Here is a 23,738-nt window from a genome sequence, read left to right as displayed (position 1 = left end):
ATGAAGTACCTTTTAAGCACAGTATTCACCGTTATGATGGTATTCAGCGTTCAAGCAAACGCCCAACAAGGCGATCAGCAAGCGCAACAACTGAAACAAATCAGCGAACTTCTGGCTGAAAATCCGGAAGTAATCCCAAGTGTCTTGGCAAGCCTTGAGCAGTACATTGCCAGCAAAAAATCGACGCTTAACGCACAGCGCGAGCATGGCAAGTGGTTATTCGATAACGACGATGCGCACCCATGGTTCGGTGCCGAAAACGCAGAGTTGAGTATTATAGTGTTCACCGATTACGATTGCCCGTTTTGCAAACGCTTAGAACCACATTTGCAGAAGTTAATTGCAGAATTTCCACAGGTAAAAGTGGTTAATGTGCTGGTGCCATTGCGTCAGCAAAATGTGCAAGGCGGCAAGCTAAACCCAGCCAATTTCGCCTTAAATGTATGGCAAAACCAGCCTGCTCAGTTCGCCGATGTGCATGAATTGCTGTATGCGAAGAATGGTTTGCATACTGGCACGTCACTGGAACAAATTGCCCGTAAAACGGGTACCCGTTCACAGTTGAATAGCGCCAATGCTACGCCGACTATTATTGAGCGTAATTACCGCGTATTTACTGACTTTCAATTGCGCGGAACGCCAGCAATTATGGTTGGCGGCCGCACAATTCCGGGCTACGTGGAATACGATGAGTTAAAAGCTGTTGTGGCAGAAAGCTTGGTAAAACAGAAAGCTCAATAGAGGAGATGATGAAAAAGCTGCTCATGCTAGTACTTGCGCCAATACTGCTCTGGCAGGGCAAGCGCGTGCGGCGCACAACGGTGCGACTGCCCGAGGCCAGCGGTAAGCGCGCGGGCGTTATGGGGGCAGGTAAATCATTGCGGCTTTTAGTGCTGGGGGATTCGGCTGCCGCTGGTGTTGGGTGCGCAACGCAAGCGGAAGCTGTAACGGGTCAACTGGTACAGCGCTTAGCCGAAACGTATCGCGTTTCATGGGAATTATGGGCGCAATCAAGCCTAACCTGCGAAGGTGTATGCCAGTTAGCGGAGCAACACGCCGGTGGAGTTAAGTTTGATGTTGTGTTGGTATCGGCGGGGGTGAATGATGTTACCCGCCGCACGGCGCTGGCGAAATGGCAGAATGACCTAAGCGCGCTAACACAATTATTGCGAATGGAGTTTCAAGCGCAACGCATTGTCTTTACCGCGCTGCCACCCATGCACAAATTTCCGGCCCTGCCGCAGCCGTTGCGGTGGTTTATTGGGCGCCAAGCGCGGGAGCTTGATACTGAGTTGAAGCACCACTGTCAGCGCCACGATTGTGATTATTTAGCGCTCGATTTACCATTTGCAGCCGAGTATATGGCCGCCGATGGTTTTCATCCATCAGCCCAAGCCGCTCGGTTGTGGGCTAATGGCGTCAGCGATCTGTTGCAGAACGATTGATTAGGTGGCAACTAAACGCTTTCGCCGCAAACCCAGCCGCTGCTCCAGGCCCATTGGAAATTGTAGCCGCCCAACCAGCCAGTCACGTCAATGACTTCACCGATAAAAAACAAGCCAGGCTGCAATCGGCTTTCCATGGTTTTTGAACTCACCTGATTGGTGTCTACACCGCCAAGAGTAACTTCAGCGGTGCGATAGCCCTCGGTGCCATTCGGCTTAAGCTGCCATGCATGCAGCGTGTCGGCAACGCGCTGCAACAGGCTGTTGGTGCAGTCGGCTAGGTTCTTATCAGGCCACTGGTATTGGTCGCATAGTGTTAACGCAAGGCGTTTTGGGAACCATTCTTGAATCACGCTGCGCAGGCTCATGCGCGGTCTACTTTGGCGCAGTTCATTTAAGCGTGCAAAGCAGTCTTCATCGGGTAGCAGGTTCACGGAAACCGTTTCACCGGGAAACCAATACGATGAAATTTGTAGCATGGAAGGGCCGGATACGCCGCGATGCGTGAACAATAAGGCTTCTTTAAAGCTGGCGCGCTCGTTTTCAGCCACCACATCAACGGCTAGGCCAGACAGCTCAGCATAACGTTCTTTATCGGCTTCATGCAGGGTAAAAGGCACAAGACCCGCACGCACTGGCACAATGCGATGGCCAAACTGTTCAGCGATTTGGTAGCCCAGCGGCGTGGCGCCGAGTTTGGGCATGGACAACCCACCGCAGGCGACAACCAGTTTGCTGGCTTGCAACATACCGCTAGAGGTATGCACCACATAACCATCAGCGGTTGCCTCCACGCGCTGCACTTCAGTACGCAACTGAACTTTGGCGCCATATTTACTGCATTCCGCCATGAGCATCGCCACAATATCTTTGGCGCTGTGGTCACAGAAAAGTTGGCCAAGCGTTTTTTCGTGGTAAGCAATGCCATAGTCATTTACCAACCCAATAAAGTCCCATTGGGTATAACGGCTTAGTGCAGACTTACAAAAGTGGGGGTTTTCAGACAAGAAGTTTTCAGCACTGGCGTACATGTTGGTGAAGTTACAGCGGCCACCGCCGGAGATAAGTATTTTCTTACCGGCCTGTTTGGCGTGATCTAACACCAGTACGCGCTTGCCTCGCTTGGCGGCTGTGGCTGCACAATGGAGGCCGGCAGCGCCGGCCCCAATCACAATCACGTCCAGTGTGCTTGAGTCAGCCATGAATGTGCTTAGCCTTTTTTCAATGCTTCTAACACATGTTCAGCGCTGCTAACGCCGTAGGATTTTTCATCTTCCACAAACAGATGCGTGATAACGCCATCGGTAATCACCATAGCGTAACGCTCAGCACGGGTGCCACCAAAGCTACCAGTTTCTTTAATCAAACCGAGTTCACGATGGTACGAAGCATCGCCGTCAGACAATAACATCACGCTATCGCCAACATTCAGCGCTTTGCCCCAAGCTTTCATCACAAAAGCGTCATTTACGGCAACACAGGCAATGGTTTGTACGCCGTGTTTTTTCAGTTCGGCTGCGTGTTCAACGAAACCAGGTAAGTGTTTTTCTGAACAAGTTGGGGTAAAGGCACCAGGTACAGCAAACAAAATGTGCGTGCCCTTGTCAAAAAGTTCAGCTGGGTTGAATTGCTGCATACCCACTTCACCAAGTGCAGTGAGTGTGCCAGCGGGAATACGGTCATTAGTTTTAATCATTATGTTGCTCCGGAAAATAAATGTCGAATCGATGTTTTTTACTGATCACTTGGGCATCGGGTTTCACCCCGGCCAAAAAATCGGCGTGTTGTGGGCGTTTGACAACAACGCGATGAATTGCCATGCGCATTGCTGCGGCTAACAACGCATCAGCGTCAGTGTCGCTACCTACAAGTTGTTGAAACATTTGCATGTCTTTTTTTACGGCCGCTTTGGCTTTGCGATCACCCTTTGGATACATTGGGTCCAAATAAATCACGTCATAAACATCTGCGGAGACTGCTGAAAAGCAATCTGTACCCGCAAAGTATAGCCGCTGTTGCCATTCTTGGGCGCTTTGATGTAAACGACGCAGTCCATCTTGCAGCAACAAAGCTACAACGGGGTGACGCTCATTAAGACCAACACGGGCGCCAAGCTGCGCCAGCACAAGGGCGTCGCGGCCAAGTCCCGCGGTACCATCAAGAATGTGTGGTTGCTTTATTTTCTGCAAACCACAAGCGCGGGCAATGGCTTCGTCTTTTATACGCGCCTGTGCGGCTCGAAAGGCATGTTTACCGGTTTGAAAATCAATCTGCAGCGGCAGCATTTTGGGGTGTTCAAGCCAACGCAACTGCAAACCAGCAGCGCTTAGCTCAAGGTGAAACCTATGGGTACATTGCGCGACTTCACACAAGGGAATGCCTTGGCGAAGAACGGCCTCGCGTTGGGCATTGGTTGTTGACTCGTCCAACACCACCAAGCCGTATAGCAAGCTATCGGCAAGTGCTTCGCTCACGGGCGCAATTCCATATCAATATGGGGGATGTCGTCCTCTAGGTATTCGGCACTGATTGCAACAAAACCAAAGCTTTCATAAAACGCGCGCAAATAGACTTGCGCGCCGAGACGAATTGGCAGCTCCGGCGTGTACTCGCGGCAGATATCAATTGCGCGCTGCATTAACTCACGGCCAATGCCCGTGCGCCGTACCGATTGAACTGTTAACACACGGCCTATACGGCTGTATGCATCACCACCCTGGCCAAGAAATATCCGTGCGTAGGCAATCACAGCCTCGTGGTCACTATCGGCCCAAAGATGCAGGGCTTGGGTATCGGCACCGTCCGCATCAAGATACGGGCAAGCTTGCTCCACCACAAACACCTGTTCACGGCGCTGCAGTAGCGTATACAGTTCATTGGTGTTCAACGCAGCAAAGGTTTTTAGTTGCCAGTTCATTGTGCACGCTTCCGAAGTTGGGGATTAAGCACGACCACATTGGCGCGGTTGTCATATTGGTACAAAGCCAGCAGTTCGGCAACTTTGCCACGGCTTTCGCCTTTTGGGCTAATAAATCGCGATACCTGCAAGGTTTCCAACTGCGCCTTCTTGTACAGTAAACGGGTAAAGTCAGTGTCGTGATTACTGATTAGTACCGGTATGCCGCGCTTACGCGCTGTCTGTTCAGCGCGGCGCGCCAACTCGGTTTGATGAGCAATGCTAAAGCCGCCGCTGGAATAGCTGGTGAAATTAGCCGTCAAGCTCAGTGGCGCATAGGGCGGATCGCAATACACCACGTCGCCTTTGCGAGCCCGTCGAAATACTTTTTCAAAACTCATGCAGGTAAAGGTTGCGCGTTGCGCTTTCTCGGCAAAGAACTCGATTTCAGCGCGTGGAAAATAGGGGCGTAGGTATTGTCCGAACGGCACGTTGAATTGGCCTGATAAATTATAGCGGCAGAGCCCATTGTAACCATGGCGGTTTAAATACAGGAACAATAACGAGCGTTCATAGCCATCGGTAGTGGCGTTAAACTGCTTACGCAACGCGTAATAGGCCTCGGGCGTATTATTGGCCGTAGAGAACAGTTTGCGTGCGTCTTCGATAAAGCGCATGGGCCGGCGCTTCACGGTTTTGAATAGAGTGATTAAATCCGGGTTTACATCATTCAGTAAGTAACTGGGGTAATTGGTATTTAAGAATACCGAGCCCGCACCGACAAAAGGCTCAATCAGCTTGTTGCCTTCAGGCAACACAGCGGTAATCGGTTCGATGAGGTTGTATTTACCGCCAGCCCATTTTAGGAAGGCGCGTTGCTTACTCATGATGCGTGCTCATTTTACAAGGGGCTACGTGCGTCAGCATGACTCATTGCAGCAATGGCTGCGCCAATGGCTTGCCAATCGGAAATGGGCCGCAAACAAGCTGCGCCAATGGCGGTAGGCAGCACAAAACGCAGTGTGCCACCTTTTACTTTTTTATCACGTTGCATAAACGTCTGCCACCGTTCCAGTGGCATTTTCGGCGCCCGTACGGGCAGCTTGAGTCCATTAAGCAGCGTTTCAATACGGGTTAATTCTGTGGCGGTAAGCTCACCCAGCTGGTGCATTAAGGTTGCAGCTATCATGGTACCTGCGGCAACGGCTTCACCGTGTTTCCACGATTCGTAGTGGGCCGCTTCAATTGCATGGCCAAAGGTATGCCCTAAGTTTAATAAGGCCCGCACCGATTGTTCGCGCTCGTCGGCCGCAACAACTTCAGCTTTGATTTCGCAGCTGCGCCGAATGGCGTAGGTTAATGCCGCAGAGTCACGCTGATTCAAGTTATGCTGGTGGGCTTCTAGCCAGGCAAAGAAGTCAGCGTCGGCAATGATGCCGTATTTGACCACTTCAGCAAGGCCACAGGCATAATCGCGATCGTTAAGGGTACTCAAGCACTGGGTATCGATAAGTACGCCTTGCGGTTGATAAAAGGCACCAACAAGGTTCTTACCGCCGGGATGGTTGATGGCTGTTTTTCCGCCTACCGATGAGTCAACTTGTGCGAGTAAGGTGGTGGGTATTTGGTAAAAATTTACACCGCGCTGATAAGTAGCCGCAACGAATCCGGCTAAATCGCCAACTACACCACCGCCTAAAGCGATAATCGCACAGTCGCGATTAAAATTGTGGGCAATAAGCGTATCGATAATCGCCCCGAAATTATCGAGGCTTTTGGCGCCTTCGCCATCGTCAATGGTGTGTGTTACAACGTCGTGTGCAAAGAGTTGTGCGCGAACCTGAGCTTCGTACAAAGGCCCCACAACGGTGTTGGTTACAATGAGTAGTTGTTTCGGTAGGTTGTCAAAAAGCGGCGTGCGCGCTAATAAACCGGCGCCGATATCAATCGGATAGCTGCGCTCATCCAAACCCACGATGATCTGCTGTGTGGTTTCCTGCATGAGCGCCTCCGGTTTACAATAAACGTGATGTTTATATACCCACTTTCTCGATAATTTGGTCAATGACAACTTTCGTGCTTTGTTCATCTGTACGAACAATAATGTCTGCAATTTCTTCGTACAGTGCATTGCGCTCGTCAGCCAGCTCTTCAAGCACTTCACGCGGGTTCTCAGCTTCAGCGATTAAAGGCCGACGTTTGTCGCGCTGGGTGCGAGCAAGTTGCTTATCGATAGTGGTTTGCAGATAAACTACAACACCACGTGCCGATAATCGGTTGCGGCTTTCTTTGCTTAAGATAGAGCCACCACCTGTTGCGAGCACGATACCGGTGTTTTCGGTCAGCTCTTCAATAACTTTTTCTTCGCGTGCGCGGAAACCTTCTTCGCCTTCTAACTCAAAAACCCAGGCGATATCTGCACCGGTACGGCGTTCTATTTCCGTGTCAGAGTCAAAAAATTCGAGGTGGAGTTGGCGGGCAAGTTGCCGCCCTATTGTGCTTTTGCCGGCCCCCATAGGGCCAACTAAGAAAATGTTACGTTTTTCAGCCATATTGATGTGTTACTTCACTTATTTAACTAGCTGTGACTCACGGAATCCGGAGTGTCTCAAGACCTTCCTTTACCCAACCAAAAAGATGCGCGATTATCGCAAGTCACAGCTATATAAGCAAGGTTTACGGATTATTCGTTACAATTCTTGGTGTCACGAATATCAACAATTCACGTTTTTCGTTCACCTGACTATCGGTGCGGAACAATACCCCAACGTACGGAATGTCGCCAAGCAACGGTACTTTTGAAATATCATTCAAAATTTGCTGTTGGTAAATACCACCAAGCACGATGGTTTCGCCATTTTCAACCAATACCTGCGTGCCAATTTCTTGCGTATCAATTGAAACAGCCGGACCGGTTGGTGTGCTAACCGTTTCACCACGAGTATTTTGGGTGATGACTAAGTCCAAAATAACGCGATTGTCTGGGGTGATTTGTGGCGTTACTTTCAAGCCTAATACAGCCTTTTTGAACTGCACTGAGGTAGCACCCGACGAGGCACTTTCCACATATGGAATTTCTGTACCTTGTTCGATGTAGGCCTCTTTCTGATTCGCTGTGGTGATGCGCGGGCTGGCAATAATTTCACCTTTGTTCTCGCGCTCCAAAGCAGACAGCTCAAGGTCAAGCAGGCGGCCATCGGCCAGTTTTGCGACTTGGAAACCAATGGTTGCAGCTGGTGAGGCAATCGGTAGGTTCACGTTGAAGTCACCGGTTACGTTGGTTCCTGTACCCCATGGCGGCGGTGTGGACGTGTCCAGCTCAGGTTCGCTGATGCCCCAAAGAATACCCAGCTCGTCACTAATATTGTCACGCACAGTAACCATACGCGCTTCAATAATAACTTGCTTAACTGGCACATCAAGCACGGCGACCATCGCTTTGACGGTTGCAATTTGCTCCGGCGTATCACGTACTAACAGCGTGTTGGTACGCTCATCAACGGTTACAGCACCGCGCGTTGACAGTAAATCAGAACTATCGGTACGCAGAATCTGCGCAATTTCGTCAGCTTTGGCGTAATTAATTTGAATGTATGAGCTTTCCAGTGGCGTCAGGTCTTGCATGCGCTGCTGGCTTTCTAGCTGCTCGGCTTCACGCTGGGCCAGTTCTGAGGCTGGCGCGACAATCAAAATATTGTCGTCGTAACGCTTATCCAGGCCTTTAACGCGCAAGATAGTTTCAAGCGCGCGCTCCCATGGCACATTCTCAAGGCGTAACGTGATATTGCCGGTTACGGACTCACTGGCGACTAGGTTGAGGTTGTTTTCATCCGCCAAAATTTGCAGCAGCTGGCGCACAGGAACATCTTGGAAGTTTAACGAAATTGGCTTCTGGCTTGATTGCGCTTGAGCTTCGGCAGCATCAACCTGCGGAGCTTCCGCAAGGTTGAGTCGCAGGTAGCCATCAATTTGCTCAAGCTGATGCTTGAACTTGCGTTTACCGGCAATTTTAATCCGGCTGTGGCGCCCTTCACGGAAGGTTTCAACGTATGCAACCGGTGTCGCAAATTGGCTGACATCAAGCACATAGAGGAGATCTTCAGGCAACTGCGTATCATACAGAATCAGTTCTAGGTCGTTACCTTTCACACGCGCTTCATGTTCAACGTTGTCTTTATTCAAGGCAATGCTTAATTGACCGACATCATTAGGTAAGCGGAAGAAATTAATGTTTGTTACCGCTGTTTTGTCTGAAACTTGCTGGCTGTCCGTGCGAACTTCGGCACGTTTAGTCGGCTCGCTTTTGGCTTTCTCCGGAGCTGGCTCGGGCTTGGTTTCGGCAACCGTATCAGCTTTGGCCGGAGCAGGTTTCGCTGGCTCTTGTTTTGGCGCCGCAGGCTTACTGGCAGCGGGCTTGGCGGCTGCTGTCTGCGTCGTATCGTCTTTACTGGCAACAAACACCATCACCATAACTTCACCAAAGCGGCTCATCAGGTTTTCCAATGGCTTCTTGGTGTGTACGCGAACGAGCAAGTCTTCACGTTGTTGCTCAATTTCAACGTAATCTAGGAGTGGGTGTTCGCTCAAGTTTAAACGGCCATCAGGCATGTTGGCACGGGTGCCTAATAACAAGAACTCATGCAAATTGGCGTCATTATTGCGACGGACAACGGGTGACTCGACACGTTTCGAAAAGTGCGCTTCTAAGTTGAAGCGATCTTTATTTAACGCAATCTGCTCAACCCGTAAGAGCTCGTTGGCAGATACCGTTAGCGGCATCAAGAGCAGGAGACATAGGGTACGGATTAAGTGCTTCATTAGTTCGAGCTCCTTTGCGAGTTCAGCAAGGTTAGCGATACGTCACGTTGTTGCCAGCAGCCATCGCCGGTAGCTAGCCATTCACGAATCGAAATTTGTTGTGGAGTAATAGAGGTGATGCGGCCGTTGTCGAGTCCGACAAAATCACCACGTTCTACCCGGAAAAGTTTGCCTTCGTTTGAAACTAACAAGGCAATTAATTGACCATTGCCCGAGCGCATGGTGCCGCTTAAAGCAAGCTGATCAAGCGCGACGCCCTCTAAACCACCGCGGGGTGACCCTAGAGTTGGCTGCGGACAATTTTGCCCCGTAGCCTGCGCTGCATCGCCACGCAATGGCGTTGGCTGAAATGGGTTACGAATGTCAGCACCGGTATATTCAATACGTTCTAGTAATGGCAGCTCGGGTGGCGGGCTAATACCCGGCTTCGCGCGCTGCTGTACCTCGGCAGTGAATTGCTCCAGGTCTTGATGACCGGTTGGCGCGCAACCCGCCAACAAACTTAGTGCAGCAATTGAGAGCATAAAACGCATCATGGTTGTGCCCTCAATGTTTGTTGACGATAGGTTTCGGCATTCACTGACAGGCTCAAAGTACCTTCATCATCTTGTAACTGCATTTTGAAGTTTTTAACGCTGATAATGCGATCAAGCCCAGACATTTGCCCGACGAAATCACCTATTTGATGGTAGGCGCCGCGCAATTCAATCCGCATCGGTAGTGCTGTATAGAATTCTCGCGGCTGCGGGTTAAGCCATTCAATGCGATCAAAACGCAGCCCGCTGCGCGTGCCAATTAAGCTGATGTCGTCAAGTAACTTCGGCGTTTCGTCATCATTGGGCAGCATGTTTAAAAGCGTTTCAAGGTCGCTATTCAGGCGTGCTAGCTGCTCACGGTATAGCGGCAAGTTAACCGCCGTTTGGTACTTGGTTTGGTAATCTTGCTTAAGCTGCGTTTCGCGTGCCACCTCACGTTTATAATTGGCCCATTCGTCCGCCAAAATAAAGTGATAGCTCAAGCCCAATACGGCAACAGTAATGATTGCAAGTATCGCCATTCGAAACGGGCGCGGCCAGAACGGCAGCTCGTTAATATCTAGTTCACGTAGGCTGTCCATACTCATGTTATTTCTCCGCCTCCGTGGTTGTTGGTGGCACAATCGTAACCACCAAAGAAAATGCATCGTAATCGGAATTTGCTTCTCGTGAACCGCTGCGGTTACGACTGTTCATCGTTGCTGAGGTAACACTGCGCAATTCTGGGTTTTCAAATACCGGTGAGTTTTTCAAGTCACGTAAAAATTCAGACACACGGTTATTTGAAATACTGCGACCACTGACGATCAGTTGCAGATCACGCTTTTCGAGTGAGTGCAGATAAACGCCATCAGGAGTGCGTTCGGTTAACTCATTAAAAATGGTAATTGCGGTGTTACGGTCTTCATGCAAAGACTGAATCAATTTAATGCGGTTTAAGATTTCTTGTTTTTTCTTGTTGATGTTGCTGATTTCAGCAATTTGGCTATCTAACACCTGAATTTGTGACTGCAAAAAGCCGTTTCGACGTTGTTGGTAGCTTTTATAGTCGCCAATCACCATGTAAGCGGCGCCGAATAATACGCCTGCAATGCCTATGGCAATACCGACATGAATGCCGAATCGCGTTTTTGCGCGTTGACGCGCCGTTTCGCGCCATGGGAGTAGGTTTACATGTGCCATGTTGCGAAACTCCGAAGCGCCAGGCCAATCGCTTCAACAAAGCGAGGGCCGTGATTTTGAAGGTGCGACAGTTTGCTTGGTAAAATAAAATGCTCAAACGGATTTAGCGCATGTACCGGATACTCAACTTGATCGCTCAGTGCTTCAGCAACCATCGGCAGCATGGCACCGGTGTTGATTAAGAGAATTGCAGAAAAGCCTTTATCCGCCGCATTGCTTTGGTACATCTGCACACCGCGACTTACTTGGTTCCACAAGTTACTTAAAAAGTCTTGAATAATCAGTGATGGGAAATCGTCGATATCGCCGGACCGCAACTTCGCCATGATTTCGCCATGGTCGATACTGCCGTCCTCGTCAAGCGCAGTAAGTAGTTGCGCTAAACCACCTGACTGGAAGCGGTTAAAGGCAACCTCGCCGTGATGGATAACCACAATCTGAATGGCACTGGTGCTAATATCGAGAATTAAATACGGTAACTTACTTTCTAGAATTTCGGGATGCATGTGCGGCAGCAAATGGCCGCAGGCTCGGGCTATAGCCTGATTATCTACATCCATAATGCCAACTTTATAGCCGGCACCTTCAAGTGCTTGTACGCGGCTATCAACGCTTATGGTGCGCGTTGCGGTAACCAGTACGCGTTGCTGGCCCGGCAAGGTTTGGTGTTCGCCTAAGCTTTCAAAGTCGTAACGCACTTCATTAATGGGGAAGGGAATAAGTGCTTCGGCCTCACTTTCAATTTTTTCCGCGATGGCTTCATCATCAAGGTCGAGGCTCATCGGTACTTGTTTTGAAATTGCTTGGTTACCAGATACCGCTGCTACAGCTACACGGGTGCTGCCCATACGCTTACGCACCTGCGTAATTGTCTTAGCAAGTTTCTCGATATCGGTAATCTCGTCATCGGTAATTAAATTCTTCGGTAATGATGCTTCCGCCACATGTGTAATGTCGTAAGTATCCCCGCTGGGCATCAGCTCAACGGCTTTGACTGCATCCGAAGCAATATCAATTCCAAGACCTGGCTTTTTTCCCAGACCAAATAGCCCCATAATGCTCCCCTGAAGTGGACCGATTTGTACGGCATTATATTATTAAAATTGTTCTATGCCGAACCTCATATTAAGCAGAAAGGTAAGCATTGTGCAAAGTTCTTTGCACTTTCTAAATAAACATTACGTTTCTTACCTTATCTTTCTATAATATGAGCGTAAAATGCGCAACCTGTAAAACAGTATAGTCGAAAGGAAAAAAAGGGGTTTTCATTGAAAATTTTTAAGTGGGTGCTTGGAGTATCCGTAGCGCTAGCTATTTTCGGGACGATAATCGTTGCTGGCTTGTACCTTTATTGGGAAGACGAACTTCCGAGTGTTGCCGAGCTAAAAGAAGTGCGCCTGCAAACCCCTATGCAAGTGTATTCATCGGACGGTGAGCTCATTGCCCAGTTCGGTGAAATTCGTCGAATTCCGCTGCAATTAGAAGAAATACCCCAGCCGTTAATCAATGCTTTCTTAGCCACCGAAGATCAGCGCTTCTACGATCACTTCGGCATTGACCCCATTGGGGTGGCGCGTGCTTTCTTTTTAATGGTGAGTTCTGGCGAAATTCAAGGCGGCGGTAGCACCATTACTCAGCAGTTAGCGCGAAACTTTTATCTGAGCTTTGATCAAACCTGGACGCGAAAAATAAAAGAAGCTTTTATTTCGCTGCGCATGGAAAAAGAACTGACCAAAGACGAAATTCTTGAGTTGTATTTGAATAAAATTACCTTCGGACACCGTGCCCACGGTGTTGGTGCGGCTGCGCAAGTTTACTATGGTAAGGATGTTGCCGACTTAAGCTTGGCGCAAATGGCGATGATTGCTGGCTTACCGAAAGCGCCTTCCACCATGAACCCGATTTCGAATCCAGAGCGAGCACGTGAGCGCCGCGCCGTGGTGTTAGGGCGTATGTTGGCTGAGCGTGTTATCAACCAGCAGGAATACCGTGATGCGTTGGCTGAGCCAATCGACACCCGGTTGCATGGCGCGGAAGTAACCATGAGTGCCCCTTATTTGGCGGAAATGGTGCGCGCTGACATGGTTTCTCGCTACGGCGAAGACGCAACCTATAACGGTGGCTTTAAAGTTTTCACCACGGTTAATGCCAAACAACAACGTGCGGCGCAGCGCGCGGTGCAACTTAATTTACATGAATACGATGAGCGCCACGGCTATCGAGGTGCTGAGCAAGTGTTGTGGCAGCCTGAAGAAAGCGCGTGGGAACATGAAGCCATTCGCGACTTTCTGCGCCAGCAAGAAGCTGTTGGTTTAACCGTGCCTGCAGTTGTTCTGGGTGTTACCGAACGCGCTGCGTTGGTGTTAACTGCCAGTGGCAGCCCGCGTGAGTTGCCGTGGCAAGGCATTGCTTGGGCTCGCCCGTATATGCATGCGGATCGTCAAGGTGCGGCGCCGAGCACCGCCACTGAAGTGTTGGCGCCCGGTCAGTTGATTCGTGTACGTGCTACCGAGAACGGCTTACGCTTGGCGCAAGTACCTGAACCCAGCGGTGCAATTATTTCACTGCGCCCGCAGGATGGCAGCATTGCTGCGGCTGTTGGTGGGTACAGTTTTTCCATTAGCCAATACAACCGTGCCATTCAAGCGGAACGCCAAGCCGGTTCAAATATTAAGCCGTTTATCTATTCGGCAGCCTTAGAAAATGGCTTCACGTTGGCTACCTTGGTGAATGACGCGCCAATTAACCAATGGAACCCGGGGAGCGGTATCGCTTGGCGCCCCCGCAACTCGCCGGATGTTTATGAAGGGCCGATACGCGTGCGCCAAGCGCTGGCGAAATCGAAGAACGTGGTTTCTGTGCGTTTAATGCGCTCATTAGGCATTGATACCACCGTTGAATACCTCACCCGATTTGGCTTTGCGATTGATGAACTGCCACGCAATGAATCCTTGTCGCTTGGTTCTGCGTCCATGACGCCGCTTGAAGTTGCGCGTGGGTATGCGGTCTTTGCCAACGGCGGCTATTTGGTCAATCCGTACTTTATTGAACGCATTGTGGATAACAATGAGCAGGTGGTTTACACCGCTCGCCCAGCCGTTGCCTGCGTATTGTGTGAAAATGAGGAACGTGAAGTGGTGCAAGCGCCACAGGTGATCACGGAGCAAAATGCATACTTAGTAACCCAAGCCATGAACTCAGCAGTGTGGGGCGGCGGTAGCTGGCAGCATCGCACCGGTTGGAACGGCACCGCCTGGCGTATTCAACGCTCGAAACCCATTATTGATTTAGCGGGTCGCAACATTGTTGGCAAAACCGGTACCACCAACGACAGTAAAGATACCTGGTTCTCAGGGTTCGTTAGTGGCTTGGTGACAACAGCGTGGGTCGGGTTTGATAACTTAGAACGCGCGCTGGGTAGCACCACCATGAATGAAAATCTGGATAGCAGCGAACAGCCAATCAGCGGCGCGGAAGGCGGCGCAAAAACGGCATTGCCAATGTGGATAAATTACATGGAAACCGCGCTTGAAGATGCCACCATTGAGCCGTTTCAAGTGCCGCCAGGTTTGGTCATGGCACGCATTGATTTAGAAACCGGCAAGCTGAGTCGTAAGAGTGATTACACCACGCGTTTTGAGTACTTCTTGCCGGGTACCGCACCGACTGAATACGCAGACGAAAAATCGTCTTCAAAGGATATTTTCTCCGAAGACGATTCCATATTCTAAGCGTTGGAAGCCCGTGCGTAATTAACCTTGATGCCGGTTGCTGAGGCGACTCAGCAACTGGTTCAAGTCAGATTGCACACCGCCTGCGGTCACTTCTTTACCTGCACCAGGGCCGCTAATAACCAGTGGCATTTCGTGATACCAATCGGTATAAATGACAAAAATATTCTCACCTGGAATCAGGTTGGCGAGCATATCGCCTTCTGGGATATATTCGATACCAACCCGAGCGCGCACCTGATCATTCTCTTGCACTGCGAAACTGGCGAGCAACCGCGGCACTTTGCCGGTTTGCTGTGCATCCAGATACAAGTGATGCATGGCGTCATCGAGTTCAGGCAAGCGCTGCATAAACTGCTCCAGCGGAATATCTTCAAGCTGCTCGGGCAGCAGACTCTCAACGTCAATGTCTTTCCAGTCCAGCTTTAAGCCAATTTCGCGTGCCAAAATAAGCAACTTACGCACAATATCCTGGCAGGTTAAATCTTCACGCGGATCAGGTTCGCTTAAGCCTCGCATTTTCGCTTCGCGCACCAAGTCACTGAATTTTACGTCAGCGTTAAAGTTTTCAAACAGCCAACTCATGGTGCCCGAGAAAATACCGGAAATACTGCGAATGGTGTCGCCTGAGTTGCGCAAGTCATTCAACGCATAATTTAACGGCAAACCGGCGCCTACCGTGGTGTTGTAATACCACTCGCGTTCGTACTCGCGCTGGATAGTGCGTATTTCCTGATATTGCGATTCACCGGATGCACCTGCGCGTTTGTTGGCGCTGATAATATGTAATCCGTTGGCAAAGAAGCTCGGATACAGCTGAGCAACCCCAACGGAGTCGGTTAAATCAAGCATCACCAACTCATCATACGGCGCGTTCGGTAGCTCTGGAATCAGTTGGCTTAGCTCATACGGGCGTGCAAATTTATCAAAACTGGCCTCCCAGTCATCCAATTCAACGCCGTTGTAGTCGAGCCACATACGGGTTGAGTTCAAGATGCCAATAATGCGCACGTCCATTTGCTCGTTAATCCGCTCACGTAAGCGACGGTACAGCGAAAGCCAAGCGCTACCAATGTTACCGCGGCCAACCACCAACACGCCCAAGCTACGGCGATAATTAAAGAGCTGACTGTGTAAACGGTTCAATAAGCGGTTATCGAGCTTTTGCTCCAAAATCGCAATAACCGAGTTGCTGTCGGGCGAAAAAGCCAAGCGGCGTAAATTCTGCGCGCTCAGTTCGGTTTTAAAGGTTCCGTATTGGTCGGTTTCCTGAATGCGTGCGCCAACCAGCGCAATCATCGAGTACCCTGCCATTTGCACCACATGGTCCGCTTTATCGACTTGCTCCAGCCACCGCTCCATAAATTCTAAATGGTTTTGGTGGTAGGCATAGTAGGCGTGGTGCTGGGCGACTTCATTCCAGCTGATCAACGGCGTTAGCTCGAGGTTCTCAAACTGCTCAACCAATTGTGGATCACCCAAATCGACCCGAAACAGCACCACATCCGCAAGTGATGTGAGTACTTTGCCTTTCGGCTCGGAGTCTTCGTATTGGCCAATGCGTGTTTGCTGATTTTCGACTTTCAAACTGGAGCGCACGGCAATTACCATGCGCTCGCGGTTAACCGGTTGGAAGGTTCGCGGGTGTAAAACGGGGCTACCCAAGCGCGCCAGTTCTTCGGCTTCTTGCCAATCAATGGTTGGTAAGCTGACCACCCGTTCAACTTTACGTGGGTCAGCGGAGTAAACGCCGGCAACGTCTTTCCAAATGGTCACTTGCTTCGAGTCAATCAGGCTGCCAACCAGGGTGGCGGAGTAGTCACTGCCGTTGCGGCCTAGAATAAGTGAATTACCGTCAGGGTCGGCACAAATGAAACCAGTAACAATGAAGCGTGTGCCAGGGTGTGGCGCAATGCGGTTGAGTAAACCGGCGCGGGATACGTCAACGCGAATGTGTGGTTCAGGGGCGTCATCGGCAACTAAAAACGTGCGGGCATCAATGTAGTCTGCAGTTACGCCTTGCTGCTCGAGCAACGCGGATAATAAACGTGCACTCCATAATTCGCCATACGAGAGCAATTCTGGGCGACGTTTAATTTCTTCCTGATCGTTTAACCACGCGTACCAACGCTTAAAGTCGGCTTGCGATTGTTGCAACACACGCGCTTGCACGTCACCGTTGAGCAGTTCATGAATCAGGCCTTGCTGATACTTTTCGAGTTGTTTTAGCAGAACCTCAGCAACACCCTTGTCGTCTGCTTTCGCGTCAATAATCGCAAGAATACGGTTGGTGGTGTCACCCGCTGCCGAAACTACGACCAGATCGCTGGCGCCGGCATATTCGGTAACGATACGTGCCACACGACGGTAACAATAAGCATCAGCCAAGCTGCTGCCACCAAATTTGTGAACCTGAACCGTATCGGCCACGGCTTGGATTTGCTCTGGGGTAACTTGAACCTCAACCGTCATGATGCGCGTGCGTTCTCCTGTAAGAAACGTAATTAATAGGTTGATTATACGGTGCGTTTTTGTGCCAATAAAGCGCCATTACGCAAGGTTAGCACAAAAAGACGTATAGACAGCTATGCGTATAAAGTTGACTGCGCCAAATTCGGCAGTACAATTCACCACATTGTGCAGGGTTTTTTAGTTACGCAGCAACACTTAGCAAGTAAAGGGGCGCAGTATGGAATGGGACGGCGATTACATCTACCCGTATGTGGAACACGGTAAAAAAAGTGAGCACGTGAAAAAAATAACCGTGTCGATTCCAACACGCGTGCTTAAGGTGCTGACCGACGAGCGCACCCGTCGGCAAATTAAAAACTTACGCCATGCAACCAATAGCGAATTGCTTTGTGAAGCTTTTTTGCATGCGTTCACCGGGCAGCCGCTGCCAACCGATGATGACTTGCGTAAAGACAACCCCAACAAAATCCCCAAAGCCGTGCGCGAAGAGTTAACGCGCCGTGGCCTGCCGATTCCAGACGACGCTGAGTTCGACGAGGCCGAATAAGTAAAACACTGCTGTAGGAAACCCTACAGCAGATATTCCAGTGCCGTTTCGTCGCAGTTGTCCTTACGTGGGCACAATTCACAGTCCTTCATGACTTTCTCGGGCAGCTTTTCTTTCAGCGTAATGCGGAAGTTCAATTTGCCAAAAAACTCCGGTACCCGGGTCAGTACAATAGTCCGGGCAATGCCCAGTTCACGTGCTTTCCAAAGCAAAAATGCCACCAGTTCAGCGCCTAAACCTTTGCCTTGAGCATTCTTAAATAAGCCAAGACTGCGAATTTCAGCCAAGCCAGTGCTGTACACATACAATGCCGCACAGCCGACTACCTCGTCATTGATTTCGGCCACGGCAAAACTTTGAATAGCTTGCAGCACATCGGCTTTATCACGCGGCAGGTTTTCGCCTTGATCAGCCCAGTACGCAATCAGTTCGCAAATTTTATCTGCATCACTTAAACGCGCTTGGCGTACATGTTTACTGGCGGCTTCGGCCGCGTGCAACCAGTCTTGCGCGTGCTTTACGGCAACTTTTACGGCCTTAGGTGCCGTGCCGCCCATGGCTTGGCGTTGATTTAATCCATACTGCAAATCCAAGCTGGCATACACGTCCGCATCGATAGCCGGGCACACCTGTTGAAACTGCTCCAGCGTAAGCTGCTCCAGGGCGATACCAAGTTGTTGCGCGTTCACCACCAAGGTACCGGTCATATGATGTGCGTCGCGAAAAGCAACGCCCTTGCTAACCAAGTAATCGGCCAATTCGGTGGCGTTGCTGTAGCCCAAAGCTGCCTGCAGTGCAGCATGCTCACGGTTCACGGTGAGTTCTGGCACCGCGAATGCGAGCATTTGCAGGCATTGCAAGTAACTGTGCAGGGCATCAAATAGGCCCTCTTTGTCTTCTTGCATGTCTTTGTTATAGGCCAGCGGCAGGCCTTTTAGGGTTACTTGCATGGCATGTTGATGGCCGAGTACACGGCCTGTTTTACCGCGCAGCAACTCAAACAAGTCGGGGTTTTTCTTTTGCGGCATCAACGATGAGCCGCTACTGATGCGATCACTCATGCTGAAGCAGCCAGATTCACCGGAGCAATAAAAAATAACGTCTTCAGCCAGGCGTGATAAATGAATCATACCAGTGCTGGCAGCGTTCAAGAGGTCGAGCACGAAGTCACGATCCGACACCCCGTCGAGGCTGTTTTCACTGGCATACCGAAACCCGAGTTCATGGGCGAGGGTTTCGCGATTAATCGCTGCGGTAGTACCCGCTAACGCCCCACTGCCCAGAGGGCTAACATCCATGCGGCGCACTGCTTCACGCAGCCGACTCACATCACGCTGAAACATGCTGACGTAGGCCATGGCCCAGTGTCCCGCCACAATCGGCTGTGCCCGCTGTAGATGGGTGTACCCGGGTAACATGGCATCCGTATGCTGCTCAGCAAAGATGAGCAAGTTTTCAATGGCGGCCAAATTTGCCTTGATCAGGTGCTCAGCAAACTGTTTACAGAACAGGCGTAAATCGGTTGCCACAAGATCGTTGCGACTGCGTCCGGTATGCAGCTTTTTGGCTGTAGTACCTATGCTTGCAATCAGTTGTGATTCTACCCAGCTGTGAATGTCTTCCGCGTCTGTTTGCAACGGTAATTCCGGTTCCGCAGCAACGGCCTTGGCCAACGCGCTCAGGGCTTGCTGCAACTGTTGGTTTTCCTCCGTTGAAATGAGCCCGGCAGTTTGTAGCGCGCCGGCCCAAGCTTTTGACGCCTGAATATCAAACGGCGCCAGCACATAGTCGAACCGCAGTGAGTCGTTAAATTGTTTAAATTCAGCAGCGCTCGGCTGACTGAACCGTCCACCCCATAAACTCATGGTTTACTCCTTGCCGCCGTCAGTATGCGCATGCAAAGCACGGATGCGGCTGGCCAAGCTGTAGAGGCGAATAAAGCCTTCAGCATGTTGCTGGTTGTACACGTCATCTTCGTCAAAAGTTGCGAATGCATTGGAGTATAGACTGTTTGGTGAGCGCTTTTGAGTGACAGTAACGCACCCTTTGTAAAGCTTCACCACAATGTCACCAGTCAGAGGTTCGGCAGCTTTGGTTGCAGCAGCCAGCATGATGTCTTTGAGCGGTGTAAACCAGCGACCGTCATACATCAGTTGGGCGAACTCATTGCCTAAACGAATGCGATAATCTTGCGTGGTGCGATCAAGCACCAAGCTTTCTAAACCTTGCAAGGCTGCATAGAGCACTTCACCGGCAGGCGTTTCATAACAGCCCCGCGACTTCATGCCAACCAAACGATTTTCCACCATATCTAATCGACCGACACCATGCGCGCCAGCTATCTGGTTTAGGTGCAAAATAGCGTCAACCGGCTCAAACGGCTTATCATTAATTAGGGTCAACTCGCCTCGTACAAAAGAAAGTTTGAGGTATTCCGCCTGGTCTGGTGCTTGCTCAGGTGCAACGGTCCACGTCCATACCTGTTCGGTTGGCTCGTTCCATGGGTCTTCCAATTCACCGCCTTCGGTAGAAATATGCCAAAGGTTGGCATCGCGACTGTAAATTTTGGTCGCCGATGCACTGCAAGGAATATTGCGCTCGGCCAAATAAGCCAAGAGTTGCGGGCGTGAGCGCATGTGCCATTCGCGCCATGGGGCTATCACCGTAAGTTCAGGGGCTAAGGCAGCAAAGGCAGACTCGAAGCGAACTTGATCGTTACCCTTACCGGTACAGCCATGTGCCAGTGCATCAGCACCCACTTGACGGGCTACCGCAACTTGAGCTTCAGCAATAATAGGGCGTGCTAGCGCTGTTCCTAGTAGGTATTGCCCCTCATAAATTGCGCCGGTTTTTAGCGTTGGGTAAATTACCTCGCGGGCAAACTTATCTTTCAAGTCAACGATATGGCAACTGCTGGCGCCCGAGGCTATGGCTTTTTCTTCAACCCCAATCAGTTCATCATCGCCTTGGCCGACATCCGCCACAAACGCAACCACTTCACAGTCGTAATTTTCTTTCAGCCACGGCACGATAGCTGAGGTGTCCAAGCCACCTGAGTAAGCTAAAACAACTTTGTTAACCGACTTACTCATGCGTGATCTCCTTCAAATAAAGTAACTAAAATAGCGTTTTGGGCGTGTAGCCTATTTTCTGCTTGGTGCAGCACTAAGCTACCGGCACCATCAATCACTTCAGTGGTAACTTCCCGCCCACGCGAAGCCGGCAAGCAATGCATAAAGAATTTAGCACCAAGGCGTTGCATTAAATCGTTGTTCACTTGATAGGGCGCAAAGTCATGCATCACCGCATTGTTGTCTCGCGTTTGCCCCATGGAGAACCAGGTATCGGTGTAAATGGCATCGGTTGGTTGCAATTCGGCTAAGTTATGCAACACCGTGATCTGCGCCCCCGTTTGTTGCGCTAATTGCTGTGCTGCCTGCAATTTCTCGGCATCCGGCTCATAACCCGGCGGCGTTACAACCTGCAGTGACATACCCACTAGCGCAGCGCCGGCTATTAAGGCCTGGCACACATTGTTACCATCACCAATGTAAGTTAAATGCACCTTGCTTAAGTCGTCAAATTGCTCTTGCAGGGTGAGCAAGTCAGCTAAAGCCTGGCAAGGGTGACAGCGATCACTCAGTGCGTTAATCACAGGTTTATTCGAAGCCTGCGCCAACTCTGTCAGTGTGTCTTGCGAATAAACCCGCGCCACAATGGCGTCATGCCACAGCGCTAGGTTCGCACCAACGTCACTCGCGGGCTCGCGTTCGCCAATCAAATGCTGGGCATCAAGATAAATACTGTGGCCGCCAAGCCGATTAATGCCTGCAGCAAAGCTGGCGCGAGTGCGTAGCGATGGCTTTTCGAACAGCAGGGCAATACTTTTGCCTTGCAAATAAGTAGACCAAGCGGCTGGACGTTGTTTCATAGACTGCGCCCGCTGCAATAAATCTGTAGCTTGTTGCGGATTAAGATCCTGCAATTGAAGTAAATCGTTCATCTGTTTAATAACCTAATAAAAGAAAATGGTAATCAGCGGCTACTTAGAGGTGGATGCGGGTTCCGGCTGCTTTACCCTGTGCCAATCGGGTTAGCGCTTTGGCATTTTGCCAGCCGGCCACCGCGATGCTTCGTCGCGATGCTTGCGCGGCTTGAACCGCAGCGTTGAGTTTGACCAGCATGCCATCGCGCACTGTGCCGTCGGCAATCAGTGCGTCGGCTTGATCGATAGAGATACTGTTAATGAGCGCACCGTGTTTATCCAAAATTCCGGGTACATCGGTGAGTAACACTAAGTCAGCGTCCAGCAATTGTGCGACAGCAGCTGCAGCAAGGTCTGCATTGACGTTAAGGCGCTGGCCGTCAGCCGATACGCCGATAGAACTCAAAATGGGTACATAGTTATGAGCTAATAGCAGCGTCAGCAATGTCGCATTGTTTGGGTAGGGCACGCCGACCGCACCGCGGCTACTATCAATATCACAGCGTACAGATTGTCCGTCGGCTAAGGTAAGGCCTACCGCACTCAATTGGTGCTGTTGTGCAAGCGAAACCAACTGCGAGTTAATATCACCCGCCAGAACACCCGCAACAATTGGCATCTGCGCAGCAGGTGTGATGCGTTGTCCGTCAACTTTTAAGCTGGTATGCCCCAACTGCAGCAACAACTGTTCAACTTGGTCGCCACCACCGTGCACCAGTACCAGCGGGCGCAATTGGGCAAGTTGCTGCACTGTGCTGAGCAATGCCGAAAGATTCTTCGCGTTTTGCAGCACACGCCCACCTAGTTTGAGCACGAGCGTGTTCATACCACACCCCCGCGCGAGGTCAGGCCTAAGGTTGCTGGTAATTTAAAATAATTGTTGGCCAGCTGAACCGCCTGTGCTGCGGCGCCTTTGAGCAAGTTATCAATAGCGGCGCACAGAATAAGCTGCTGGCCATGAACAACGGCATGAATGTCACAAAATGCGGTGCCCACAACGTCATTAATAGCCGGTGGTTGCTGCCGTAGGCGCACGAGCGGATGCGCCGCATAGGCGGTTCGCAAAGCTTGCTCAACCATCTGCTCGGTTACATCGGTTGCTAACTGTGCATAAATGGTGGCTAAAATACCCCGCTTAAAATTGCCTAGATGGGGCACGAATAGCACATCACTCCCAATGCTTTGTGCAATTTCAGGTTGATGCCGGTGTTGTGCAACGGCGTAGGCAGCCAGACTCACCTCACAAAAACTGGTGTGAGCCGCGGCTTTTCGTCCGGCACCCGAAACCCCACTAACGGCATTCACAATGGGCGTACCTTGGATAAATTCCATCACCGGTTTTAACGCAAGTGCGGCAACCGTTGGGTAGCAGCCGGGCACCGCAATGAGCTGTTCGGAGCCCTGCAACTGAGTCCATTCCGCTAAACCATAAGGTATATGTTTGGGCGTGTCGGGTGCGCGCTTAAAGCCGTAGGCCTGTTCATGCACAGCGTTATCGTTTAAGCGAAAAGCACCGGAAAGATCAAATACAACCAATCCAGCTTTAATTAATTGGGGGGCAAGCTGTGCGCTTGCTTCATGGGGCAGCGCTAAAAAAACCACTCGAACTTGCTGAGCGAGTTGGCTCAGCAAATCCGAGTGCCAAGGTTGCAGAATGACATCAAGCTGTCCCGTTAACTGGGGATACAAACTAGCAATAGGCTCTGCTTCTTCACGTGCGCTAGAAGAAAATGCATGGATAAGTGTGAATTGTGGATGGTTATGCAGCAGCCACACTAGCTCAACGCCACTGTAGCCACTTGCGCCAAATACTGCACACGGTATTGTATTGCTGTGCTCCACTAAAAAACTCACTCAACCATTTAAGAAATAACTTGGCTGAATAATAGTGCATATAAATTCATAAAACAAGAATAAAAATACATAATTCGTTGTTCGTGTTTCGTGCGCTTCGCTGTTCGTGCGCGCTTCGCGCTGTTCGTAAATGATTAACGAATAGTGAGGCGCAGCCGAACGGACGAACAGCGAAGCGCACGAATAACGATCAACGCTCTTGATCTTAAAGCCCTTGGCGCTTATAATTCGCGCCCTAATTTGCTGCGTTGATTAATAAAGCAACGCATTTT

At 50.5% G+C, this 23,738-nt stretch carries 22 protein-coding genes; 4 read left to right on the top strand and 18 right to left on the bottom strand.

The window, feature by feature from the left end; translation table 11 throughout:
• Together EGC76_RS09030 and EGC76_RS09025 are read left to right on the top strand one after the other, a co-directional pair.
• On the top strand, positions 1–741 hold the full coding sequence (locus EGC76_RS09030) for a DsbA family protein (RefSeq protein WP_128352666.1): 741 nt from the start codon (positions 1–3) through the stop codon (positions 739–741).
• Positions 742–749: 8 nt separating this feature from the next.
• Positions 750–1,445, top strand: coding sequence for an SGNH/GDSL hydrolase family protein (locus EGC76_RS09025; protein WP_220445679.1), 696 nt, complete (start codon positions 750–752; stop codon positions 1,443–1,445).
• 11 nt (positions 1,446–1,456) lie between these two features.
• Here the strand turns inward: EGC76_RS09025 and EGC76_RS09020 are convergent, their stop codons facing one another.
• The 12 genes from EGC76_RS09020 to pilM all read right to left on the bottom strand — a co-directional run bounded on the left by EGC76_RS09020 (position 1,457) and on the right by pilM (position 11,932).
• Entirely contained in the window at positions 1,457–2,647 is a 1,191-nt protein-coding gene (locus EGC76_RS09020) for a BaiN/RdsA family NAD(P)/FAD-dependent oxidoreductase (RefSeq protein WP_128352664.1), read from the bottom strand.
• 8 nt (positions 2,648–2,655) lie between these two features.
• Positions 2,656–3,141 carry a peroxiredoxin gene (locus EGC76_RS09015; RefSeq protein ID WP_128352663.1) on the bottom strand — a complete coding sequence of 162 codons (486 nt, stop codon included), beginning with the start codon at positions 3,139–3,141 and terminating at the stop codon, positions 2,656–2,658.
• Positions 3,134–3,919 (bottom strand): class I SAM-dependent methyltransferase, encoded by a 786-nt coding sequence (locus EGC76_RS09010; RefSeq protein WP_246013945.1) that lies wholly within the window; start codon positions 3,917–3,919, stop codon positions 3,134–3,136. Before EGC76_RS09010 ends, EGC76_RS09015 begins: the two co-directional genes overlap by 8 nt.
• Complete coding sequence (locus EGC76_RS09005) at positions 3,916–4,362, bottom strand: GNAT family N-acetyltransferase (RefSeq protein WP_128352662.1); 447 nt, start codon at positions 4,360–4,362, stop codon at positions 3,916–3,918. The genes EGC76_RS09010 and EGC76_RS09005 overlap by 4 nt, the downstream gene beginning before the upstream one ends.
• Complete coding sequence (locus tag EGC76_RS09000) at positions 4,359–5,228, bottom strand: Dam family site-specific DNA-(adenine-N6)-methyltransferase (RefSeq protein WP_128352661.1); 870 nt, start codon at positions 5,226–5,228, stop codon at positions 4,359–4,361. Before EGC76_RS09000 ends, EGC76_RS09005 begins: the two co-directional genes overlap by 4 nt.
• A 14-nt stretch (positions 5,229–5,242) precedes the next feature.
• A complete protein-coding gene (gene aroB / locus EGC76_RS08995) occupies positions 5,243–6,343 on the bottom strand; it encodes a 3-dehydroquinate synthase (protein ID WP_128352660.1) in 1,101 nt (366 codons plus the stop codon).
• A 31-nt stretch (positions 6,344–6,374) separates the two neighbouring features.
• A complete protein-coding gene (gene aroK / locus EGC76_RS08990) occupies positions 6,375–6,893 on the bottom strand; it encodes a shikimate kinase AroK (protein WP_128352659.1) in 519 nt (172 codons plus the stop codon).
• Positions 6,894–7,017: 124 nt separating this feature from the next.
• Positions 7,018–9,159 carry a type IV pilus secretin PilQ gene (locus EGC76_RS08985; RefSeq protein WP_246013944.1) on the bottom strand — a complete coding sequence of 714 codons (2,142 nt, stop codon included), beginning with the start codon at positions 9,157–9,159 and terminating at the stop codon, positions 7,018–7,020.
• A complete protein-coding gene (locus EGC76_RS08980; RefSeq protein WP_128352658.1) occupies positions 9,159–9,695 on the bottom strand; it encodes a pilus assembly protein PilP in 537 nt (178 codons plus the stop codon). Before EGC76_RS08980 ends, EGC76_RS08985 begins: the two co-directional genes overlap by 1 nt.
• Entirely contained in the window at positions 9,692–10,282 is a 591-nt protein-coding gene (locus EGC76_RS08975) for a type IV pilus inner membrane component PilO (protein ID WP_164876825.1), read from the bottom strand. Before EGC76_RS08975 ends, EGC76_RS08980 begins: the two co-directional genes overlap by 4 nt.
• Before the next feature lies 1 nt (position 10,283).
• Positions 10,284–10,877, bottom strand: a complete 594-nt coding sequence (locus EGC76_RS08970) for a PilN domain-containing protein (protein ID WP_128352656.1) — start codon at positions 10,875–10,877, stop codon at positions 10,284–10,286.
• Positions 10,865–11,932, bottom strand: a complete 1,068-nt coding sequence (gene pilM / locus EGC76_RS08965) for a type IV pilus biogenesis protein PilM (protein WP_128352655.1) — start codon at positions 11,930–11,932, stop codon at positions 10,865–10,867. Before pilM ends, EGC76_RS08970 begins: the two co-directional genes overlap by 13 nt.
• A 213-nt stretch (positions 11,933–12,145) precedes the next feature.
• On the opposite strand from pilM, the gene EGC76_RS08960 reads away from it, so the two are divergent.
• Entirely contained in the window at positions 12,146–14,608 is a 2,463-nt protein-coding gene (locus EGC76_RS08960) for a penicillin-binding protein 1A (protein WP_181950957.1), read from the top strand.
• 21 nt (positions 14,609–14,629) lie between these two features.
• Here EGC76_RS08960 and metL read toward each other — a convergent pair whose 3' ends face one another.
• Positions 14,630–17,080, bottom strand: a complete 2,451-nt coding sequence (gene metL / locus EGC76_RS08955; RefSeq protein ID WP_128352654.1) for a bifunctional aspartate kinase/homoserine dehydrogenase II — start codon at positions 17,078–17,080, stop codon at positions 14,630–14,632.
• 217 nt (positions 17,081–17,297) lie between these two features.
• Here metL and metJ point away from each other — a divergent pair, with 217 nt between their 5' ends.
• Positions 17,298–17,627, top strand: coding sequence for a met regulon transcriptional regulator MetJ (gene metJ / locus EGC76_RS08950; RefSeq protein WP_128352653.1), 330 nt, complete (start codon positions 17,298–17,300; stop codon positions 17,625–17,627).
• Between the two features lie 23 nt (positions 17,628–17,650).
• Here metJ and argH read toward each other — a convergent pair whose 3' ends face one another.
• Genes argH through argC form a run of 5 tightly spaced genes read right to left on the bottom strand, consistent with a single transcriptional unit; the run spans position 17,651 to position 23,466 of the window.
• Positions 17,651–19,492, bottom strand: coding sequence for an argininosuccinate lyase (gene argH, locus EGC76_RS08945; protein WP_128352652.1), 1,842 nt, complete (start codon positions 19,490–19,492; stop codon positions 17,651–17,653).
• Between the two features lie 3 nt (positions 19,493–19,495).
• Complete coding sequence (locus EGC76_RS08940) at positions 19,496–20,719, bottom strand: argininosuccinate synthase (RefSeq protein ID WP_128352651.1); 1,224 nt, start codon at positions 20,717–20,719, stop codon at positions 19,496–19,498.
• Positions 20,716–21,630, bottom strand: coding sequence for an ornithine carbamoyltransferase (argF, locus tag EGC76_RS08935; protein ID WP_128352650.1), 915 nt, complete (start codon positions 21,628–21,630; stop codon positions 20,716–20,718). The genes EGC76_RS08940 and argF overlap by 4 nt, the downstream gene beginning before the upstream one ends.
• A gap of 43 nt (positions 21,631–21,673) precedes the next feature.
• The gene (gene argB, locus EGC76_RS08930; RefSeq protein WP_128352649.1) at positions 21,674–22,438 is read right to left on the bottom strand and encodes an acetylglutamate kinase; all 765 of its coding nucleotides are present in this window, start codon (positions 22,436–22,438) and stop codon (positions 21,674–21,676) included.
• Positions 22,435–23,466: an N-acetyl-gamma-glutamyl-phosphate reductase gene (gene argC / locus EGC76_RS08925; protein ID WP_246013943.1), complete on the bottom strand. Its 1,032-nt coding sequence runs from the start codon at positions 23,464–23,466 to the stop codon at positions 22,435–22,437. The genes argB and argC overlap by 4 nt, the downstream gene beginning before the upstream one ends.
• Positions 23,467–23,738: the final 272 nt, after the last annotated feature.

The organism is Pseudidiomarina gelatinasegens, assembly GCF_004025325.1.
Classification (GTDB): Bacteria; Pseudomonadota; Gammaproteobacteria; order Enterobacterales; family Alteromonadaceae; genus Pseudidiomarina; species Pseudidiomarina gelatinasegens.
This window is presented reverse-complemented; position numbering and strand designations above follow the sequence as displayed.